Origin of the sequence: Nocardiopsis deserti, assembly GCF_008638355.1 — a bacterium.
Lineage (GTDB): Bacteria > Actinomycetota > Actinomycetes > Streptosporangiales > Streptosporangiaceae > Nocardiopsis > Nocardiopsis alborubida.
On record NZ_VWVS01000016.1, the window covers coordinates 263,070 to 279,122 of the forward strand.

The window sequence follows — 16,053 nt, forward strand, 5'->3', positions numbered from 1 at the left end:
TCAGAGCTTGCGGCGGCGACCGCGCCTCTTCTGGCTGGGCTTGAGGACGGGCTTGCCCGCCTCGACCGCCTCGCGCCTCTTTTCGGCACCGTACTCCGAAAGGGCCTGCGCGAGGGCGGAAACCGAGGCTTTGGGCGCCACGACGTCGACACGCAGGCCGAACTCGATCGCGGTCCTCTCCGTCTCGGGGCCGATGACGGCGATGGCGGTGGTGTTGTGCGGCTTGCCCGCGATCCCCACCAGGTTGCGCACCGTGGAGGAGGACGTGAACAGCACCGCGTCGAAGCCGCCGCCCTTGATCGCCTCCCGGACGGGCGCGGGCGGGGGCGCGGCGCGCACGGTGCGGTAGGCGGTGACGTCGTCGACCTCCCAGCCGAGCTTGTCCAGCCCGGCGGAGAGGGTCTCGGTGGCGATGTCGGCGCGCGGCAGCAGGACCCGCTCGATCGGGTCGATCTCGGCGTCGTAGGGCGGCCACACCGAGACCAGGCCCGAGCTGGACTGCTCGTCCTCGGGCGGGGCCAGGTCGGGCTGGATGCCGAACTCGCGCACGGCGCGTGCGGTGGCGTCGCCGACGACGGCGACCTTGACCCCGGCGAACGCGCGCGCGTCCAGGCCGTAGGACTCCAGGCGCTCGCGGATGGCCCGGACCGCGTTGACGGAGGTGAAGGCCACCCACTGGTAGCGGCCGGTGACCAGGCCGCGGACGGCGCGCTCCATCTGCTGCGGGGTGCGCGGCGGCTCCACGGAGATGGTGGGCACCTCCTCGGGCACCGCGCCGTAACCGCGCAGCTGGTCGGACAGGGCGGCGGCCTGTTCCTTGGTGCGGGGCACCAGGACGCGCCAGCCGAACAGCGGACGGCTCTCGTACCAGGACAGCTCGGCCTGGCGGCCGGCGGCGGGGCCGACGACCATCAGCGCGGGCGCGGTGACGTGGTGGCCCTTGGCGTCCTTGGCCTTGAGCTCGGCGACGAGCCGCCCCAGGGTGGAGGAGACCGTGGTCTGGCGGGTGGTGCCGCCCGCGCGCACGACCGCGACGGGGGTCGTGGCGGGCCGTCCTCCGGCGATGAGGGTCTTGCACAGCACGTCGAAGCCGGGCCCCTGGTGCTCGACCGGCTCCCCCGCGGGCGCGTCGCCGCCCATGACGACCAGGGTGGCGCCGCTGGCGGCGGCCTCGTGCCAGTCGACCCCTCCCCCTCCGTGCGCGCGGGCGTTGAGCACGCGCACCTCGGGGCTGTCCGCGTCCAGCAGCGGCACGCCCGCGAAGGTCGGCACGGAGGTGATCGCGGAGACGCCGGGGGCGACCTCGACCTCGACCCCGGCCTCGTGGCAGGCGGAGACCAGTTCGGCGCCGCGGCAGCCGAAGAACGGGTCGCCGGAGTAGAGGCGGACCACCCGCTGCCCGTCGCGGGCGCGGGCCACCGCCAGGGCGTTGACGTCGCCGCCGCACTCACCCGCCTCGATCACGGAGACGTCCTCGGAGCAGTGGGAGAGGAGTTCGGCGCGAAAGCCCGAGAGCTCCTCGGCGGCGGGCTCGCGCAGGGTGATGACCACGTCGGCGTGGCTCAGCAGCTCGGCGCCGCGCAGGGTGAGCAGGTCGGCGCCGCCCGGACCGGAACCGACCAGGGCGACGTGCCCGGCCCGCGCTGCGGCGCGCGGCTCCTCCGGCTGGGGGTTGGCGTTGGCGTTCACGTACTGGCTCCTCTGTGTGGGTCGCCGCGCCCCGGTGTGCGGCGCCGGGGGCGGCGGTACGGCGGGCCCAGGCCGAGGAGGCCCGCCGACTGCTCCTGCTTTAGGGCGTGTCCCTCTCCGCGAAGGCCTCGGCCACGATGCGGTCGGCTCCCTCGGCGATCATCTGGCGGGCCAGGTCCCGGCCGAGCGCGGTGGCGGCGGTCAGGTCCCCGGGCGAGGCGAGGTCGGCGGCGCGCTCGCGGCGCACGGCCTCGGCCCCGTCGGTGGAGACCACGGCGGCGCGCAGGCGCAGGCGGCCCGCCTCGGCGTCGTACTGGGCGTAGGCGCCGACCGGGGCGGCGCAACCGGCCTCCAGCTCGGCGAGCACGGTGCGCTCGGCGACGACCTCGGCGCGGGTGGCGGGGTGGTCGACCGATGCCAGGTAGGCGAGGTCGCCGTCGAGGCGCTCGGCCGAGCACTCGACGGCGAGGGCGCCCTGGCCGGGCGCGGGCAGCATCTGCTCGGGCTCGAAGACGTCGGTGACGTCGTCGGTCCGGCCGACGCGGCCGAGTCCGGCGTAGGCCAGGACGACGGCGTCGAGCTCTCCGGAGGCGACCTTGCCCAGGCGGGTCTCGGCGTTGCCGCGGATCGGCACGTAGACCAGGTCCGGGCGCAGCGCGGCGAGCTGGGCGACCCGACGCGGGGAGCCGGTGCCGATCCTGGCCCCCGCGGGCAGGTCGGCGAACTTCAGCCCGTCGCGCGCGCACAGGGCGTCGCGCGGGTCGTCGCGCTCGGGGACGGCGGCCAGCACGAGTCCCTCGGCGGGCGTGGTGGGCAGGTCCTTGAGCGAGTGGACGGCGAAGTCGACGCCGCCCGCGTGGAGCTCGTCGCGCAGCGCGTTGACGAACACGCCGGTACCGCCGAGCTGGGTCAGGTGCGCCTTGGTGACGTCGCCGAAGCTGGTGATCAGCTCCAGTTCGATCACCCTGCCGGTGCGTTCGGTGATGGCGTCGGCGACCATCCGCGACTGGCTGGTGGCCATGGTGCTGCGGCGGGTGCCGAGCCGGGCCGGGGCGCCGTCGACGGGCGTGCCGTGCTCGGATGCGCCGTGGGAGGGCGTGCCGGTCATGACTTCTCCTGTGCGGTCCGTGCCGCGGTGGCGGTGCCCTCGGGGGCGGTGAGCGCCTCGGGGCTTGCGGGGTCGAGTGCGAAGAGTTCTCTCAGCGCCGCCTCGTAGGACTCCCCGTCCGGTGCGGCGGCCAGTTCCTTGACCCGCACGGTCGGTCTGTGCAGGAGCTTGTCGGCGACGCGGCGCATGGCGCGGCTGATCTCCTCGCGCGTGCGGTCGTCGAGGTCGGCGGGCAGGCGGCCGTGCAGGCGCGACAGCTCGGCGTCCACCACGTCCCTGGCCTGGGCGCGCAGGGCGACGACGGTGGGGGTCACCTGGTGGGCGCGGCGGACCGCGCGGAACTCGCCGACCTCCTCGTCGACGATGCCGCGCACGAGGGTGAGCGCGCTGTCGCGGCCGGTGTCGGCGCCGGGCGCGGTGGCGGCGGCCTGGCGCAGGTCCTCGATGTCGACCAGGCGCACTCCGGGCAGTTCGCGCACGGCCGGGTCGATGTCGCGGGGCAGCGCGAGGTCGAGGAAGACCAGGGGCCGCGTGCGCCCGGCGGTGGCGGCGGCCACGGCGCCGGCGTCCAGGACCAGGCCCTGGGCTCCGGTGCAGGAGATGACGAGGTCGACCTCGGCCAGGACGCCGACGGCGTCGGCGAAGGGGACGGCGCGTGCGTCGACGGTGTCGTAGGCCTCGGTGAGGCACTCGGCCAGGCGCGCGGCCCGGTCGAAGGTGCGGTTGGCCACGACGACCGCCTCCGCGCCCTGGCGGGAGACGGTGTTGGCGGACAGGGCGCTCATGGACCCGGCGCCGAGGACGAGGACGCGCACGCCCGTGAGGGGGCCGTGCGCGGGCCGGGCGAGTCCGGGCGCGTCGGCGGTGTCGCCCGGGGCCGCGGACATGGGGCAGCCCGCGGGGGGCAGCGAGCCCACGGTCTGGGCGGTCTGGACGGCGGTGGTCTGCGGCGCGCCGGTCGGGCCGAGCCCGAGGCCGCCGGAGGCGACGGTGAGGCCGAAGCTGACCATGTCGGCGCCCGCGTGGTCGAGGTGGGTCTCGGTGTGGGCGCGCTTGCCCACGCGCAGGGCGCGCTGGCCGAGGTCGTTGAGGACGCGGCCGACGGAACCCGTCTCCTGGCCCTCCTTGAGGGCGTCGCGCACCTGGCCGAGGATCTGGCCCTCGCCGAGGACCATGGAGTCGAGCCCGCAGGTGACGGAGAACAGGTGCTGGACCGCGCGGTCCCCGTAGTGGACGTAGAGGTGTTCGGAGAGCTCGCCGAGGGGGACCCCCGTGTGCCAGGAGAGCAGCTCGGTGATGGCCGAGACGCCGCCGTGGAAGGCGGAGACGTCGGCGTAGACCTCGGTGCGGTTGCAGGTGGAGACCACCATGACCTCGTTGACGGGCTCGGAGCCGACCATCTCCGCGACCGCGTTGCCGCGGGTCTCCCCGTTCAGCGCGACGCGTTCGAGGAGCGCCACCGGCGAACTCCGATGGCTCAACCCCACGGCCAGGACACTCATCCGCACTACTCCTATGCAGGCACCACACAGCGTCTTCGTATGCCCCGGCGGCGGCCAGGCCGCCGGAGGCGCGGCGCACGCTCGCTCATCGCCCACCGCTCACGCGGGCCTCACGGCCCGGATCGTCCATCCCTCACGTCACGTCAGCTCCAGTCCCGCGCGTTCCGCGCCGCGGCCGTCGCCATCGGCCCTGCGCTGCGCGTGGAAGGCGAGGATCTGGAGTTCGATGGACAAGTCGACCTTACGCACATCGACCCCGTCCGGCACATTGAGTACGACCGGCGCGAAGTTGAGGATGCTGGCCACCCCCGCCTCGACGAAGCGCGTCGCCACGCCCTGTGCGGAGACCGCCGGTGTCGTGATGACACCTATGGAAACTCTCTCGGAACGGACAACCTCCTCCAGGTTGTCAATATGCCTCACGTCCAGGGACGCGACACTCTGCCCCACCATCGCCGGGTCCGCGTCGAGCAGCGCCGCGATACGGAACCCGCGGGTCCCGAACCCCCCGTAGTTGGCCAGTGCGCGGCCCAGGTTGCCGATCCCGACGATGGCCACGGCCCAGTCCTGGGTGAGACCAAGCTCACGCGAGATCTGGTAGACGAGGTACTCCACCTCGTAACCCACGCCACGCGTCCCGTAGGACCCGAGGTGGGACAGGTCCTTGCGCAGCTTGGCGGAGTTCACACCGGCCGCGGAGGCGAGGTCCTCGGAGGAGACGGTGAGGGTGCCGCGGTCCTGGAGGGTCTGGAGGGCGCGCAGGTAGACGGGGAGCCGGGCCACGGTGGCCTCCGGAATGCCCCTCTCCCGGGGCCGTGGTGGACGACTGGTCACAGGCGGGCGCTCCTGGGCAGCGGTCGGCGGGCGGGCGCGGAGGCGGTCCGGGCGGGAGGCGGGCCGCCAGGACCGGCACGGGGAGCGGACGGGCTGCTGCCGCCGTACTCCCCCGGCATGTCTTGGGGTACCTAGATTACGCGCTTGTGAAAGCACGCACAAAGTGGGGTCCGCTGTGACGGCGGGCTCATAACTTCCCACCGCCAAGGGTCCTGGCACCCCCGCGCAAACCTCCGGTGCGCACGTCGGCAATTCGGGACAACCAAAGAACGTCAAATGTGCATATTTGTGGGCACAGTCGCATTTTTCGGGCTCGCTCGACTCTCCGGTGGAGCCATCCCCTGAGTCCCACAGCACACGTCCGCTGGTTCGGTGACCGAAAAAGTCCACCAGTCCGGCACTGCCCAGCGTGATCTTGTACTTATAGCGCGCCTCGACCGTCCAACCTCACTACAAGTACAAGATCATCACGGAGGAAACCCCTGGCTCACCCCCGCAACGCTTCCGGACAGACCGCTACCCCAGGGCGGAGCGCAGGCGGTCCTCGCTCACCCGCCAGAAGTCGTGGCGGCGCCCGTCCACGAACGTCACCGGGACCTTGTCCCAGTACTCCTCGCGCTCGTCCGCACCGACCTCGTCGAGCTGGCGCACCGCCCGGCTGGCGCCGAGCTCGTCCGTGACCCGCTCGATGACCGCCCAGGCGTCCTCGCACAGGTGGCACCCCGGCTTGCCGAGCATCACCACGCGGGCCTGGCCCGCCCACTGGGGTGTTTCCGCCATGTTCCCCTCCTGTTTCCGGAGCCGTACGGCCCCTCAGCCGCCCGCGAAGGGCGGTAGGACCTCGATCACAGTGCCGTCCGCGACCGGCACGTCACCGTGCGCTCTGCGCCCGACGGGGCGCTCGTCGACCAGCAGTGAGGAGGATCCGAGTACGCGCTGGAAGCGGTCGTCCGGGTGCAGCCGACACGCCGCCTCCAGGGCCTCCGCGAGCGTGGCGGCCCCGACCGTTTCCTCGGCGGTTCCGGCGGCCTCCTTGGCCGCTGCCCAGTACCTGATAGTGCACTTCGCCATCCGTTGATTATCCTTGGTGTTGCTCGGAGGCGACGAATTGGACATCTTCACCGGGGGCAATGGCGCCTTCGATCGCCCGCACAGAGCGGGGTGACGAGAAGAGACGCATGAGCCATCTGCTGCTGTTGACGAACTCGAACGAACCGTCCGACCACGTACTTCCCGCCCTCGGTCTCCTTCTGCACTCGGTGCGGGTGGCACCGGCGGAGGCGGGGGCCCTGCTGGCGTCGAACGCGGGCGGCGGCTCCGGCGCCCCTGTCGACGCCATCCTGGTCGACGCGCGGACCGACCTCGCCGCGGCCCGCAACTTCTGCCGCCTGCTCGACACCACGGGCCTGGACTGCCCCCTGATGGTGATCCTGACCGAGGGCGGCGTCGCTGCGCTGACCCCCGACTGGCAGGTGAACGACTTCATCCTGTCCACCGCCGGTCCCGCGGAGGTCGAGGCGCGCCTGCGGCTGGCCGTGGGATCGGCCGAGGCCGGGACGGACGACCCCGACGAGATCCGCAGGGGCGATCTCGTCATCGACGAGGCCACCTACATCGCGCGGCTGCGCGGCCGCATCCTCGACCTCACCTTCAAGGAGTTCGAACTGCTCAAGTTCCTGGCGCAGCACCCCGGCCGGGTGTTCACCCGGGCGCAGCTGCTCCAGGAGGTGTGGGGCTACGACTACTTCGGCGGCACCCGCACCATCGACGTCCACGTGCGGCGCCTGCGCGCCAAGCTGGGCTCGGAGTACGAGTCGCTGATCGGCACCGTGCGCAACGTGGGCTACCGCTTCGTGCCCGACCCGGTCGCCAAGGCGCCCGCGGCCGTGCCGGAGGGGGTCGACGCCCCGCCCGCCGCGCGCTCCGCCGAACCCAGCGCGACGTAGCGGCCGGACCGACCAACCCCGCGGGGAGCCGCCTCCTCCCGCCCGCGGACGACTCCGGGGCGCCCGTGCGGGCGCCCCGGAGTCGTTTCCGGCCGCCCTGGGATCCGGCGCTCGCGCGTCCACCGCTCCGCGCCCCACCGACGGCGGAGGCCGGCGACCGCCGGGCCGACGGGGCCGCGGGGGCCGCCGCCCCTCCCGGGTTCACCGACCGCGCTCCCGGGCCCGTCCGGCCCGCGGGCGAACGGCGTGAGAACGGACATCCGAACACTCGTGTTCGACGGCCCCAGGTCCTAAGATCGTGTGGGCACCCCCACGCCGGGACGTCAGGCGCGGCGAAACTCCCCGCGGCCGGGTGCGCAGAAGCTGCCTTGGCGCGCCATCCGCGAGGAGGAGAACGCCCCGATGCCCACGAACGCCGCGAGACCCCCGCTCACCCCCGGACGCCGCCGCACGGCCGCCGCCCTGGGTGCCGTCTTCGTCGGTTCCAGCCTGGTCGCCGTCATGTCCCCGGCCTACGCGGAGCCGAGCCCCTCAGCGTCCGCCTCCCCGTCGGTCCCGCCCTCGACGCCGCCGTCCGCCTCCCCGGAGCCCGTCGCATCGGCCGTCGTCTCCTTCGGGCGGGACTCCGACGAGGTGGATCTGGGCACTGCCGTCCCGGCCAACCCCCTCACCGCGACCAACACCGGAGACGCCGGCGTCTGCCTGCTCGCGATGAGCGTGAACACCGACGGATTCCGCGTCGACGGGTTCACGCCCCAGGAGGTCGCCCCGGGCGACGCGGCGCCCGCCGGAGAGGTCACCGGCGCGACCCGCGTGTCCGCCGAGGTCGTGGCCACCCTCACCTACGCGCTCGCCCGGGAGGGCGTCGAGTGCGCGGCCCTGGACCCGGCGAACGAGCACACCGTCTCCACCGGCACGTGGGCGGTCTCGATCGCCAGGCCGGAGCCCACCACTCCCCCGGATCCGACCGAGGAGCCCACGGAGGAGCCCACCGAGGAGCCGGACGAGACCGAGGACCCCTCCGACACGCCCTCCCCGTCCGCGTCGGACGACGACAGCGATGAGAGCTCCGGCGGCGGCTCGGGCGGTTCTGGCGGCTCGGGCAACGGCGGCCGGTCCGGCGGCTCCGGCGGCACGCCCCGCTCCTCCGGAGGCGTGGAGGACGTGCCCACCAGCGACGTGCCCACCACCCGCGACAGCTTCCCGGACCTGCCGAGCGACGAGGCCGCCCTGCCCGGGGTCGTGCCCGGCGCGGAGAACCTCGCCGAGCTGCCGACGGTGACCCCCGGCGCGCAGGACGACGACCTCGACGGCACCGAGGTGGCCGCCGATCACAGTGACCTGGGGCCGAACATGGCCCCGGCGGTGCTGCTCGCCGCCTTCCTCCTCGCTCTGCTGCTCGCGGCCCCGCTCGCACCGGTGCGGCGGGTCCGTGTCGGCGGCGGCTACCAGGGCAGGCGCCGCAGGAAGTAGAACGTCCCGGAGCCGCTCCGGCGACGCGGCCGCCGGGGAGCGGCTCCGGGGACGGCGCTCCGGCGACGCGCGGGGCGGGGCGGCTACCAGGACAAACACCCCGCCAGCCGTGGCTGACGGAAGTCCTGCGGTCGCCCCGTCGTAGGCTTTCGGTCCATGGACACCCCGCTGGTCACCGATGACCTGGACCGGACCCTGGCCGAACAGGTGCTGACGCTCGCCGAGGCCGCACGCGCGGCCGACGGGGTCGCACCGCTGTCGGAGCACACCCTGCTCCGCGTCAGACACGGCGCCCCCTCGGGGAGCAGCCGCTTCCACCTGACCCTGGAGGACGGACGCGCGGTCGGCTTCGCGTTCGTGGAGCGCGTCGCGGGCGAGCCCGACTCCGGAGAGGTCGTCGTCCACCCCGACCACCGCGGCCGCGGGCACGGCACCGCCCTGCTGCACTCGGTGGACCGGGACGCCGGACCGGACGGGGTCCGCGTGTGGGCGCACGGGCGCACCCCGCAGGCGGTGTCGGTGGCGCGTGAGGACGGGTGGACCGCCGTCCGCGAGCTCCACAAGATGCGGATGCCGCTGCGCGACATCGCCGAGGACGAGGCGGGCGGCCCCTGGGAGGCGCCCGAGCTGCCCGAGCCCGAACTGCGGCCCGAGGTGGCCGAGCGGGTCCGGCTGCGCGCCTTCGTCGTCGGCCAGGACGAGCAGGCGTGGCTGGCGGCCAACGCCCGGGCGTTCGCCGACCACCCCGAGCAGGGCCAGCTCACCCTGGACGACCTGCTCCAGCGCGAGGTGGAGGACTGGTTCGACCCGCACGGCTTCTTCCTGGCCACCGCCAAGGACGGCGGGGTGGCCGCGTTCCACTGGACCAAGACCCACGCCGACGGTGCCGGGCTCACCGACGGCGATCCGGTGGGCGAGGTCTACGCGGTGGGCGTGGACCCCGAATGGCAGGGCAGCGGCCTCGGCCGGGCCCTGACCCTGGCGGGTCTGCGGTACCTGCGCGACGCCGGTCTGCCGTGGGTCCACCTGTACGTGGACGGCGACAACGAGGCCGCGGTGCGGCTGTACGAGTCGCTCGGATTCGCCATGTGGGACACCGACGTGATGTACGCGCCGCCGAGGGACGTCGCCCCCCACACGAACGTGTGACCTGTCACATTAACCGGGCAATCCCCGGGCCGCCACGGGAGTGCGACGCCTCGTTCATTTTCCGTTCATCTTGTTTGGGACAACTCGTCACCTCCTGCACCTACCTTCACATTCGGTGCGGCACGGCCACCCTCCACCACGGACCGTGGCTCGGTGACCGGCGATCGCCCCAGCACGGGACGCGGAGGGGCCCCCGGCGGGGAGACATCCCCCGGCCGGTGGGAGAACCGCGCGTCGCAGGGAACAGACCAGGCACGCAGAAGGTGCACGGAACGCACCGCACCATCCGGGCGACCCGCCCCGAAACCTTCCGAACCGGAGCCAATCCATGACGACCACGGACGCCCCCGAGGCGGCACCGCCGCCCACGGGCAAGCGCCGGATCGGCGACGTCGCCTTCGCCGGGCTCGCCCGAGGCTCGGGCACCCTGATCCTGCTGATCCTCGCCGGTGTCGCCGCCTTCCTGCTCGTGCAGGCCTGGCCGTCCCTGACCGCGAACACGGCGAACTTCCTCACCAGCACGGAGTGGGAACCCAACGTCCGCGAGGACCCCGCGTTCGGCGTCGCCGCCCTGGCGTTCGGTACCGTCCTGGCCGCGGCCATCGCGCTGCTGCTGGCCACGCCGGTGGCGATCGGGATCGCGCTGTTCATCGTCTTCTACGCGCCGCGCAGACTCGCCTCGGTACTCGGCTACCTGGTGGACCTGCTGGCCGCCATCCCCAGCGTCGTCTACGGCCTGTGGGGCATCGGCTTCCTCGCGCCGGAACTGGTCCCCGTGTACCAGGCGCTGACGCGCTACCTGGGCTGGATCCCGCTGTTCGAGGGCCCCGCCTCCACCTCGGCCCGCACCACCCTGACCGCGGGCGTGGTGCTGGCCGTCATGATCCTGCCGATCATCACCGCGATGGCGCGCGACGTGTTCCGCCAGACCCCGCAGGGGCACCGCGAGGCCGCCCTGGCCATGGGCGCCACCCGTTGGGAGATGATCCGCCTGGCCGTGCTGCCCTTCGGCAAGTCCGGCGTGGTGGGCGGCGCCATGCTCGGCCTGGGCCGCGCCCTGGGCGAGACCATGGCCGTCGCGATGATCCTGTCCCCCTCCCTCATCGTCTCCTGGAACCTGTTGCAGAGCGGTAACCAGACCATCGCCGCGCACATCGCCCTCCAGTACCCCGAGGCCACCGGGTACGGCGTCTCCGCGCTGATCGCCGCCGGGCTGGTCCTGTTCGCGATCACCCTCGTCGTCAACATGGGCGCGCGCTACGTCGTGACCCGGGGGAGCAAGGAGTCTTGATGGACACGACGACCACCCCGCCTCCCGGCCCCGAGACGGGCTCCACCGTGACCGACCTGCGCCGCGGCTCCCTGCCCCGCCAGTTCCCCGCCGCCCTGCTGGCCTCCTCCGCCGCCGTGGTGGCCGGGGTCCTGCTGGCCTTCTCGTCCTTCGGGTTCCTGCTGTGGGGCCTGCTCACCGCCGCCGCGTACGTGGTGATCGTCGTGACGGCCTCCGCCCGCGTCGAGGGCGGCCGCAAGGCCAAGGACCGCCTGGTCACCTCGCTGGTCTACCTGTGCTTCCTGCTGGCGATGCTGCCGCTGGTGTCGGTGCTGTGGACGGTGCTGCGCAACGGCATCGTCCGGTTCGACGGCTACTTCCTCACGGTGTCCATGAACGGCGTCCTGCCGAGCATGGACGCGGGCGGCGTCTACCACGCGATCGTGGGCACCCTGGCGATCACCGGCATGGCCACGCTCATCTCGGTGCCCATCGGCGTGATGACCGCCGTGTACCTCGTGGAGTACGCCGAGGGCCGCATGAAGCGGACCATCGTGTTCTTCGTCGACGTCATGACGGGCATCCCGTCGATCGTCGCCGGACTGTTCGTGGTGGCGCTGTGGATGATCCTGTTCGGCCCGGGCCGGACCAACGGCGCGTCGGGCGCGATCGCGCTGGCGGTGCTGATGATCCCGGTCGTGGTGCGCTCCAGCGAGGAGATGCTGCGGTTGGTGCCGCAGGACCTGCGTGAGGCCTCCTACGCCCTGGGGGTGCCCAAGTGGCGGACGATCACCAAGGTGGTGCTGCCCACCTCCGCGGCCGGTCTGACCACAGGAATCATGCTCGCCATCGCCCGCGTTATCGGGGAGACGGCTCCGCTGATCCTCACCACGGGGTCGTCCGCGGTGTCGATCAACTGGAACCTGTTCGACGGACAGATGATGAACCTGCCGGTGTTCATCTACTCGCAGGTCCGCATGGGCGGCGCCGTCAACTACGAGAGGGCCTGGGCGGCGGCGCTGACCCTGATCCTGGTGGTGATGCTGCTGTTCTTCCTGGCCCGCATGATCGGCCGCCTGTTCGCGCCGAAGGCCCGTTGACCCCTACACCCACCGCCCACGCCCCGCGCGCGGAGCAGATTCACGAGGAACTTCCAGTGGCGAAACGTATCGACGTCTCCGGTCTCCACGTCTACTACGGCGACTTCAAGGCCGTGGAGGACGTGTCGATGACCATCGAGCCGCGGTCGGTGACGGCGTTCATCGGATCGTCGGGCTGCGGCAAGTCCACCTTCCTGCGGACCCTCAACCGGATGCACGAGGTGACCCAGGGAGCCCGCGTCCAGGGCAAGGTTCTCCTGGACGACCTGGACATCTACGGGCCCGACGTGGACCCGGTCATGGTGCGCAGCGAGGTCGGGATGGTCTTCCAGAAGGCCAACCCGTTCCCGACGATGTCGATCTACGACAACGTCATCGCCGGCGCCCGGCTCAACAACCGGCGGATGAGCAAGTCCGAGGCGGACGAGCTGGTGGAGGGTTCGCTGCGCGGCGCCAACCTGTGGGAGGAGGTCAAGGACCGGCTGAACAAGCCCGGTTCGGGCCTCTCGGGCGGCCAGCAGCAGCGGCTGTGCATCGCCCGCGCCACGGCGGTCAAGCCGTCGGTGCTGCTGATGGACGAGCCGTGCTCGGCGCTGGACCCGATCTCGACCCTGGCGATCGAGGACCTCATCCACCAGCTCAAGGAGAACTACACGATCGTCATCGTGACGCACAACATGCAGCAGGCCGCGCGTGTGTCCGACCGGACGGCGTTCTTCAACCTGTCGGCTCCGGGCAAGCCGGGCAAGCTCATCGAGATGGGCGAGACGAACCAGATGTTCACCCGGCCGGAGAAGAAGGAGACCGAGAACTATATCACCGGTCGGTTCGGCTGAGCCGCTGTTGTCGTCCCTCTGACCGGGGACGACCGGTGATCCGGTGGTCGGTTCGGCTGAGCCGCTGTTGTCGTCCCTCTGACCGGGGACGACCGGTGATCCGGTGGTCGGTTCGGCTGAGCCGCTGTTGTCGTCCCTCTGACCGGGGACGACCGGTGATCCGGTGGCCGGTTCGACCAAACGGCCCCCCTCACCCCTCCGACCAGAGACGACCAACGGCCGGGTGAGCGCAGGAGACCCGCGCGGACGAGAGAACACGAGGACAGGCGTGACCACACCCCTGGTGATCGACACCGACACCGCGCAGGACGACTGCGTGGCCCTCCTCATCGGGCTGCTGGACCCCGAGGCGGACCTGCGGGCCATCACCATGGTCGCGGGGAACGTCGGCTTCGACCAGCAGGTGCGCAACGCCTTCCTCACCCTCAGCGTGGCCGGTCGCCTGGGCGGGGTACCCGTGCACCTGGGCTGCCGCCGTCCGCTCGTGCGCCCGTGGGTGAGCGCGGAGAACGTGCACGGCGACGGGTCGGGGGGCCTGTCCATGGACGTCTCGGGGCTGGAGACCGAGCGCGAGCACGCGGTGGACGCCCTGGTCCGGCTGGCCGCGGAGAACCCCGGCGAGCTGTCGGTCGTCGCGATCGGGCCGCTGACCAACATCGCGATGGCGGCCGCCAAGGACCCCGACTTCGCCCGCAACGTCGGCGCCCTCTACGTCATGGGCGGGTCCAACAACGGCCGCGGCAACATCACCGCCGCCGCGGAGTTCAACTTCTACGTGGACCCGGAGTCGGCCAAGGCCGTGTTCGCGGCGGGCTTCGAGATCACCGTGGTCCCCTGGGACCCGCTGACGCTGCGCCAGGCGGTGTTCGGCCAGGAGCGGCTGGACGCCCTCGCCGCCCTCGGCACCCCGCTGTCGGACTTCTTCGGGCGCGTGTGCGCGGCGACGCTGGAGTTCGACCGCAGGGTGGGCATCGACGGCACCACCCACCCCGACTCCCTGACCGCCGCGGTGCTGCTCCACCCGGAGCTGGTGCGCCGCTCCGCGCGGTACCACGTGGACGTGGAGACCGCCGGGGAGCTCACCCGCGGCTACTCGGCCATGTCCTGGGGCGTGCACGGCCTGGAGGCGAACGCGACGGTGGTCGAGGAGATCGACGCCGACGGGTTCTTCGACCTCCTCGCCGGTGTGCTGTCCCGGCGCACCGTCCCGAACCGGGAGATCACCGGCCTGTAGACCCCGCTCTCCCGGCTTCCGGACACCTTCTGCGATGACCGGAGAGGGTCATCGACCCGTTCCGTCCGCCGTGATCTTGTACCTATAGCGGGGTTCGAGCGCCGGCATCGGCTACAAGTACAAGATCAACGCAGGTCACAACCCTTGTGTCACACCGGCAACGGTTCCGGCCAGCCCACCGGGGAACGACGCACCATCGTGCTGACCGTGTTCCGCAAGACCCGAGCTCGCGACTCAGCCGAGGCCAGGCGGGCGGCGGGGGCCGGGGGACACCCGGCTGAGGAGGGCGGCGGGACGCCCCAGGGGGCTCCGGAGTTCCTCGGCGGGCGGGAGGCGTACGCCTCCGCCCGCCGTTGGTCCCCACCGGGCGGGTCCAGGGGGCGGGGCGGCCTCAGCCGTTCTTGACGACGATGGTCTCCACCGTGTTCGCGACGTGCTCGAACGCGTCCGCGGCGGTCTCCAGCTCCTCGATGACGTCCTTGAGCTTGAGGACGGTCAGGGCGTCGTACTCCCCGCTGAACAGGCGGGCGAGGAGCTTGCGGTAGATGCGGTCGGCCTGGTTCTCCAGCTGGTTGATCTCGATCCAGTACCGGGTCAGGTCCTCCAGCGTGCGCAGGCGGGGCATCGCCTCGGCGGTCAGCTCGGCGGCGCGCTCCAGCACCTCGATCTGGTCGATGATCCCCTTGGGGAGGCGATCCAGACCGTACAGGCCGATGAGGTCGACGGCGGCCTCCATGGAATCCATCACATCGTCCAGGTTCGAGGCCAGGCGGTAGATGTCCTCCCGGTGGATGGGTGTCCCCGAGCTCTTGTTGAGGCGTCGCATGATCGCGTGGGTGGCGTCGTCACCCGCGTGCTCACAGGCACGCATCTTCTCGGTGATGGCCTCGCGGTCGGCTCCGTCACTCATCAGCTCCACCAGCAGGCGGGCCGCGATGACCAGGTTGTTCGCCGAGTCGGTGAACATCTCGTAGTAACTGTCATCACGCGGGCGCAAGCGCAGGCGCACGTCGTTCTCCCGATGGTGCGGTGGTGTTCCTCGGTGGATGTTAAGCGCGTCGGCCAGTTGGTCCGGCGCGGCCGGGCTGGGCGGCGCCGGACCGGCGCCGAGGGGTTGGGCTGGCACGGACTTAGTCACCGCTTATTCATCTGACGGTGCCACCGCGTGGAACACCCTGGGGGTGCGGGGTCCATCGCAATCCTCCCAATCTCGACAACACCGGGACGGTTCGGGACGCTACCGTGTCCTGCTCCCACTGGCCAGCGTCACGCTGAGACAGGAATCACCCAATCGAGCGGAGACCGGTGGACAGTTCCGCCGGCATTCTTCGATGTCCACCTTCGGTCTATTTGCCCGCAATAACAAGTACCCCCTCCGTTCATCCACCCGATCACCCGGCCGTGCCCCAGGTCGGGGCCCGTAGGCTCACCTCCATGCCTTCCGCCCTGAACGCGAGCGCCGTGCGGCGCCTCCGCGCGTCCCTGGACGAACAGCTCTCCGAACTGGGAGAGGCCCCCTTCGAGGGGGACGACGAGGCCGCCGTCGCCGCCTGCGCCGAGGCCGTGCTGCGCGCCGAGGAGCCCGTGCGCGCGGCCCTCAAGGCCGCCGTGCGGGGCTCCCTGGCGGTACTCGCGGACCGTGCTCCCGGTCACAGCCTGGAGGTGCGCGTACCGCCGTACGGCGCCGTACAGGCCGTCGAGGGCCCCCGCCACACCCGCGGCACCCCGCCGGGTGTCGTCGAGACCGACCCTCTCACCTGGCTGCGCGTGGCCACCGGCCGCACCCCCTGGGAACGGGCGGTGTCCGAGCACCTGGTGCGGGCCAGCGGCGTGCGCTCCGACCTGTCCGGGCACCTGCCCCTGTGGCCGGTACCTCCCCCGGGTGGTGCCCGGCCGGCAGCCAGGCACTAAG

The 16,053-nt window shown here is 72.2% G+C and carries 15 protein-coding genes; 8 read left to right on the plus strand and 7 right to left on the minus strand.

What is annotated here, in order from left to right; all coding sequences use genetic code 11:
- From FYW99_RS22625 to FYW99_RS22650, 6 genes are all read right to left on the minus strand, one after another.
- Entirely contained in the window at positions 1-1,689 is a 1,689-nt protein-coding gene (locus tag FYW99_RS22625; protein ID WP_150254032.1) for a bifunctional uroporphyrinogen-III C-methyltransferase/uroporphyrinogen-III synthase, read from the minus strand.
- Between the two features lie 100 nt (positions 1,690-1,789).
- The gene (hemC, locus tag FYW99_RS22630; protein ID WP_150254033.1) at positions 1,790-2,797 is read right to left on the minus strand and encodes a hydroxymethylbilane synthase; all 1,008 of its coding nucleotides are present in this window, start codon (positions 2,795-2,797) and stop codon (positions 1,790-1,792) included.
- The gene (locus FYW99_RS22635) at positions 2,794-4,299 is read right to left on the minus strand and encodes a glutamyl-tRNA reductase (RefSeq protein WP_150254034.1); all 1,506 of its coding nucleotides are present in this window, start codon (positions 4,297-4,299) and stop codon (positions 2,794-2,796) included. Before FYW99_RS22635 ends, hemC begins: the two co-directional genes overlap by 4 nt.
- Positions 4,300-4,437: 138 nt before the next feature.
- A complete protein-coding gene (locus FYW99_RS22640; protein WP_061081162.1) occupies positions 4,438-5,133 on the minus strand; it encodes a redox-sensing transcriptional repressor Rex in 696 nt (231 codons plus the stop codon).
- Between the two features lie 516 nt (positions 5,134-5,649).
- A complete protein-coding gene (locus FYW99_RS22645; protein WP_150254035.1) occupies positions 5,650-5,913 on the minus strand; it encodes a glutaredoxin family protein in 264 nt (87 codons plus the stop codon).
- A 33-nt stretch (positions 5,914-5,946) separates the two neighbouring features.
- Complete coding sequence (locus FYW99_RS22650; protein WP_013155371.1) at positions 5,947-6,204, minus strand: MoaD/ThiS family protein; 258 nt, start codon at positions 6,202-6,204, stop codon at positions 5,947-5,949.
- Positions 6,205-6,311: 107 nt separating this feature from the next.
- On the opposite strand from FYW99_RS22650, the gene FYW99_RS22655 reads away from it, so the two are divergent.
- From FYW99_RS22655 to FYW99_RS22685, 7 genes are all read left to right on the plus strand, one after another.
- Positions 6,312-7,079 carry a winged helix-turn-helix transcriptional regulator gene (locus FYW99_RS22655; protein WP_150254036.1) on the plus strand — a complete coding sequence of 256 codons (768 nt, stop codon included), beginning with the start codon at positions 6,312-6,314 and terminating at the stop codon, positions 7,077-7,079.
- A 402-nt stretch (positions 7,080-7,481) separates the two neighbouring features.
- Complete coding sequence (locus FYW99_RS22660; RefSeq protein WP_150254037.1) at positions 7,482-8,552, plus strand: hypothetical protein; 1,071 nt, start codon at positions 7,482-7,484, stop codon at positions 8,550-8,552.
- Between the two features lie 156 nt (positions 8,553-8,708).
- A complete protein-coding gene (gene mshD, locus FYW99_RS22665; protein ID WP_150254038.1) occupies positions 8,709-9,701 on the plus strand; it encodes a mycothiol synthase in 993 nt (330 codons plus the stop codon).
- Positions 9,702-10,029: 328 nt separating this feature from the next.
- Positions 10,030-10,992 (plus strand): phosphate ABC transporter permease subunit PstC, encoded by a 963-nt coding sequence (pstC, locus tag FYW99_RS22670; RefSeq protein WP_150254039.1) that lies wholly within the window; start codon positions 10,030-10,032, stop codon positions 10,990-10,992.
- Positions 10,992-12,071 carry a phosphate ABC transporter permease PstA gene (gene pstA / locus FYW99_RS22675; RefSeq protein WP_150254040.1) on the plus strand — a complete coding sequence of 360 codons (1,080 nt, stop codon included), beginning with the start codon at positions 10,992-10,994 and terminating at the stop codon, positions 12,069-12,071. Before pstC ends, pstA begins: the two co-directional genes overlap by 1 nt.
- Positions 12,072-12,127: 56 nt before the next feature.
- The gene (gene pstB / locus FYW99_RS22680; RefSeq protein WP_017563780.1) at positions 12,128-12,907 is read left to right on the plus strand and encodes a phosphate ABC transporter ATP-binding protein PstB; all 780 of its coding nucleotides are present in this window, start codon (positions 12,128-12,130) and stop codon (positions 12,905-12,907) included.
- Positions 12,908-13,175: 268 nt separating this feature from the next.
- Entirely contained in the window at positions 13,176-14,141 is a 966-nt protein-coding gene (locus tag FYW99_RS22685; RefSeq protein WP_150254041.1) for a nucleoside hydrolase, read from the plus strand.
- A gap of 391 nt (positions 14,142-14,532) precedes the next feature.
- Here the strand turns inward: FYW99_RS22685 and FYW99_RS22695 are convergent, their stop codons facing one another.
- The gene (locus FYW99_RS22695; protein WP_150254082.1) at positions 14,533-15,150 is read right to left on the minus strand and encodes a DUF47 domain-containing protein; all 618 of its coding nucleotides are present in this window, start codon (positions 15,148-15,150) and stop codon (positions 14,533-14,535) included.
- Positions 15,151-15,575: 425 nt separating this feature from the next.
- Here FYW99_RS22695 and FYW99_RS22700 point away from each other — a divergent pair, with 425 nt between their 5' ends.
- Positions 15,576-16,052: a sterol carrier family protein gene (locus FYW99_RS22700; RefSeq protein ID WP_150254042.1), complete on the plus strand. Its 477-nt coding sequence runs from the start codon at positions 15,576-15,578 to the stop codon at positions 16,050-16,052.
- Position 16,053: the final 1 nt, after the last annotated feature.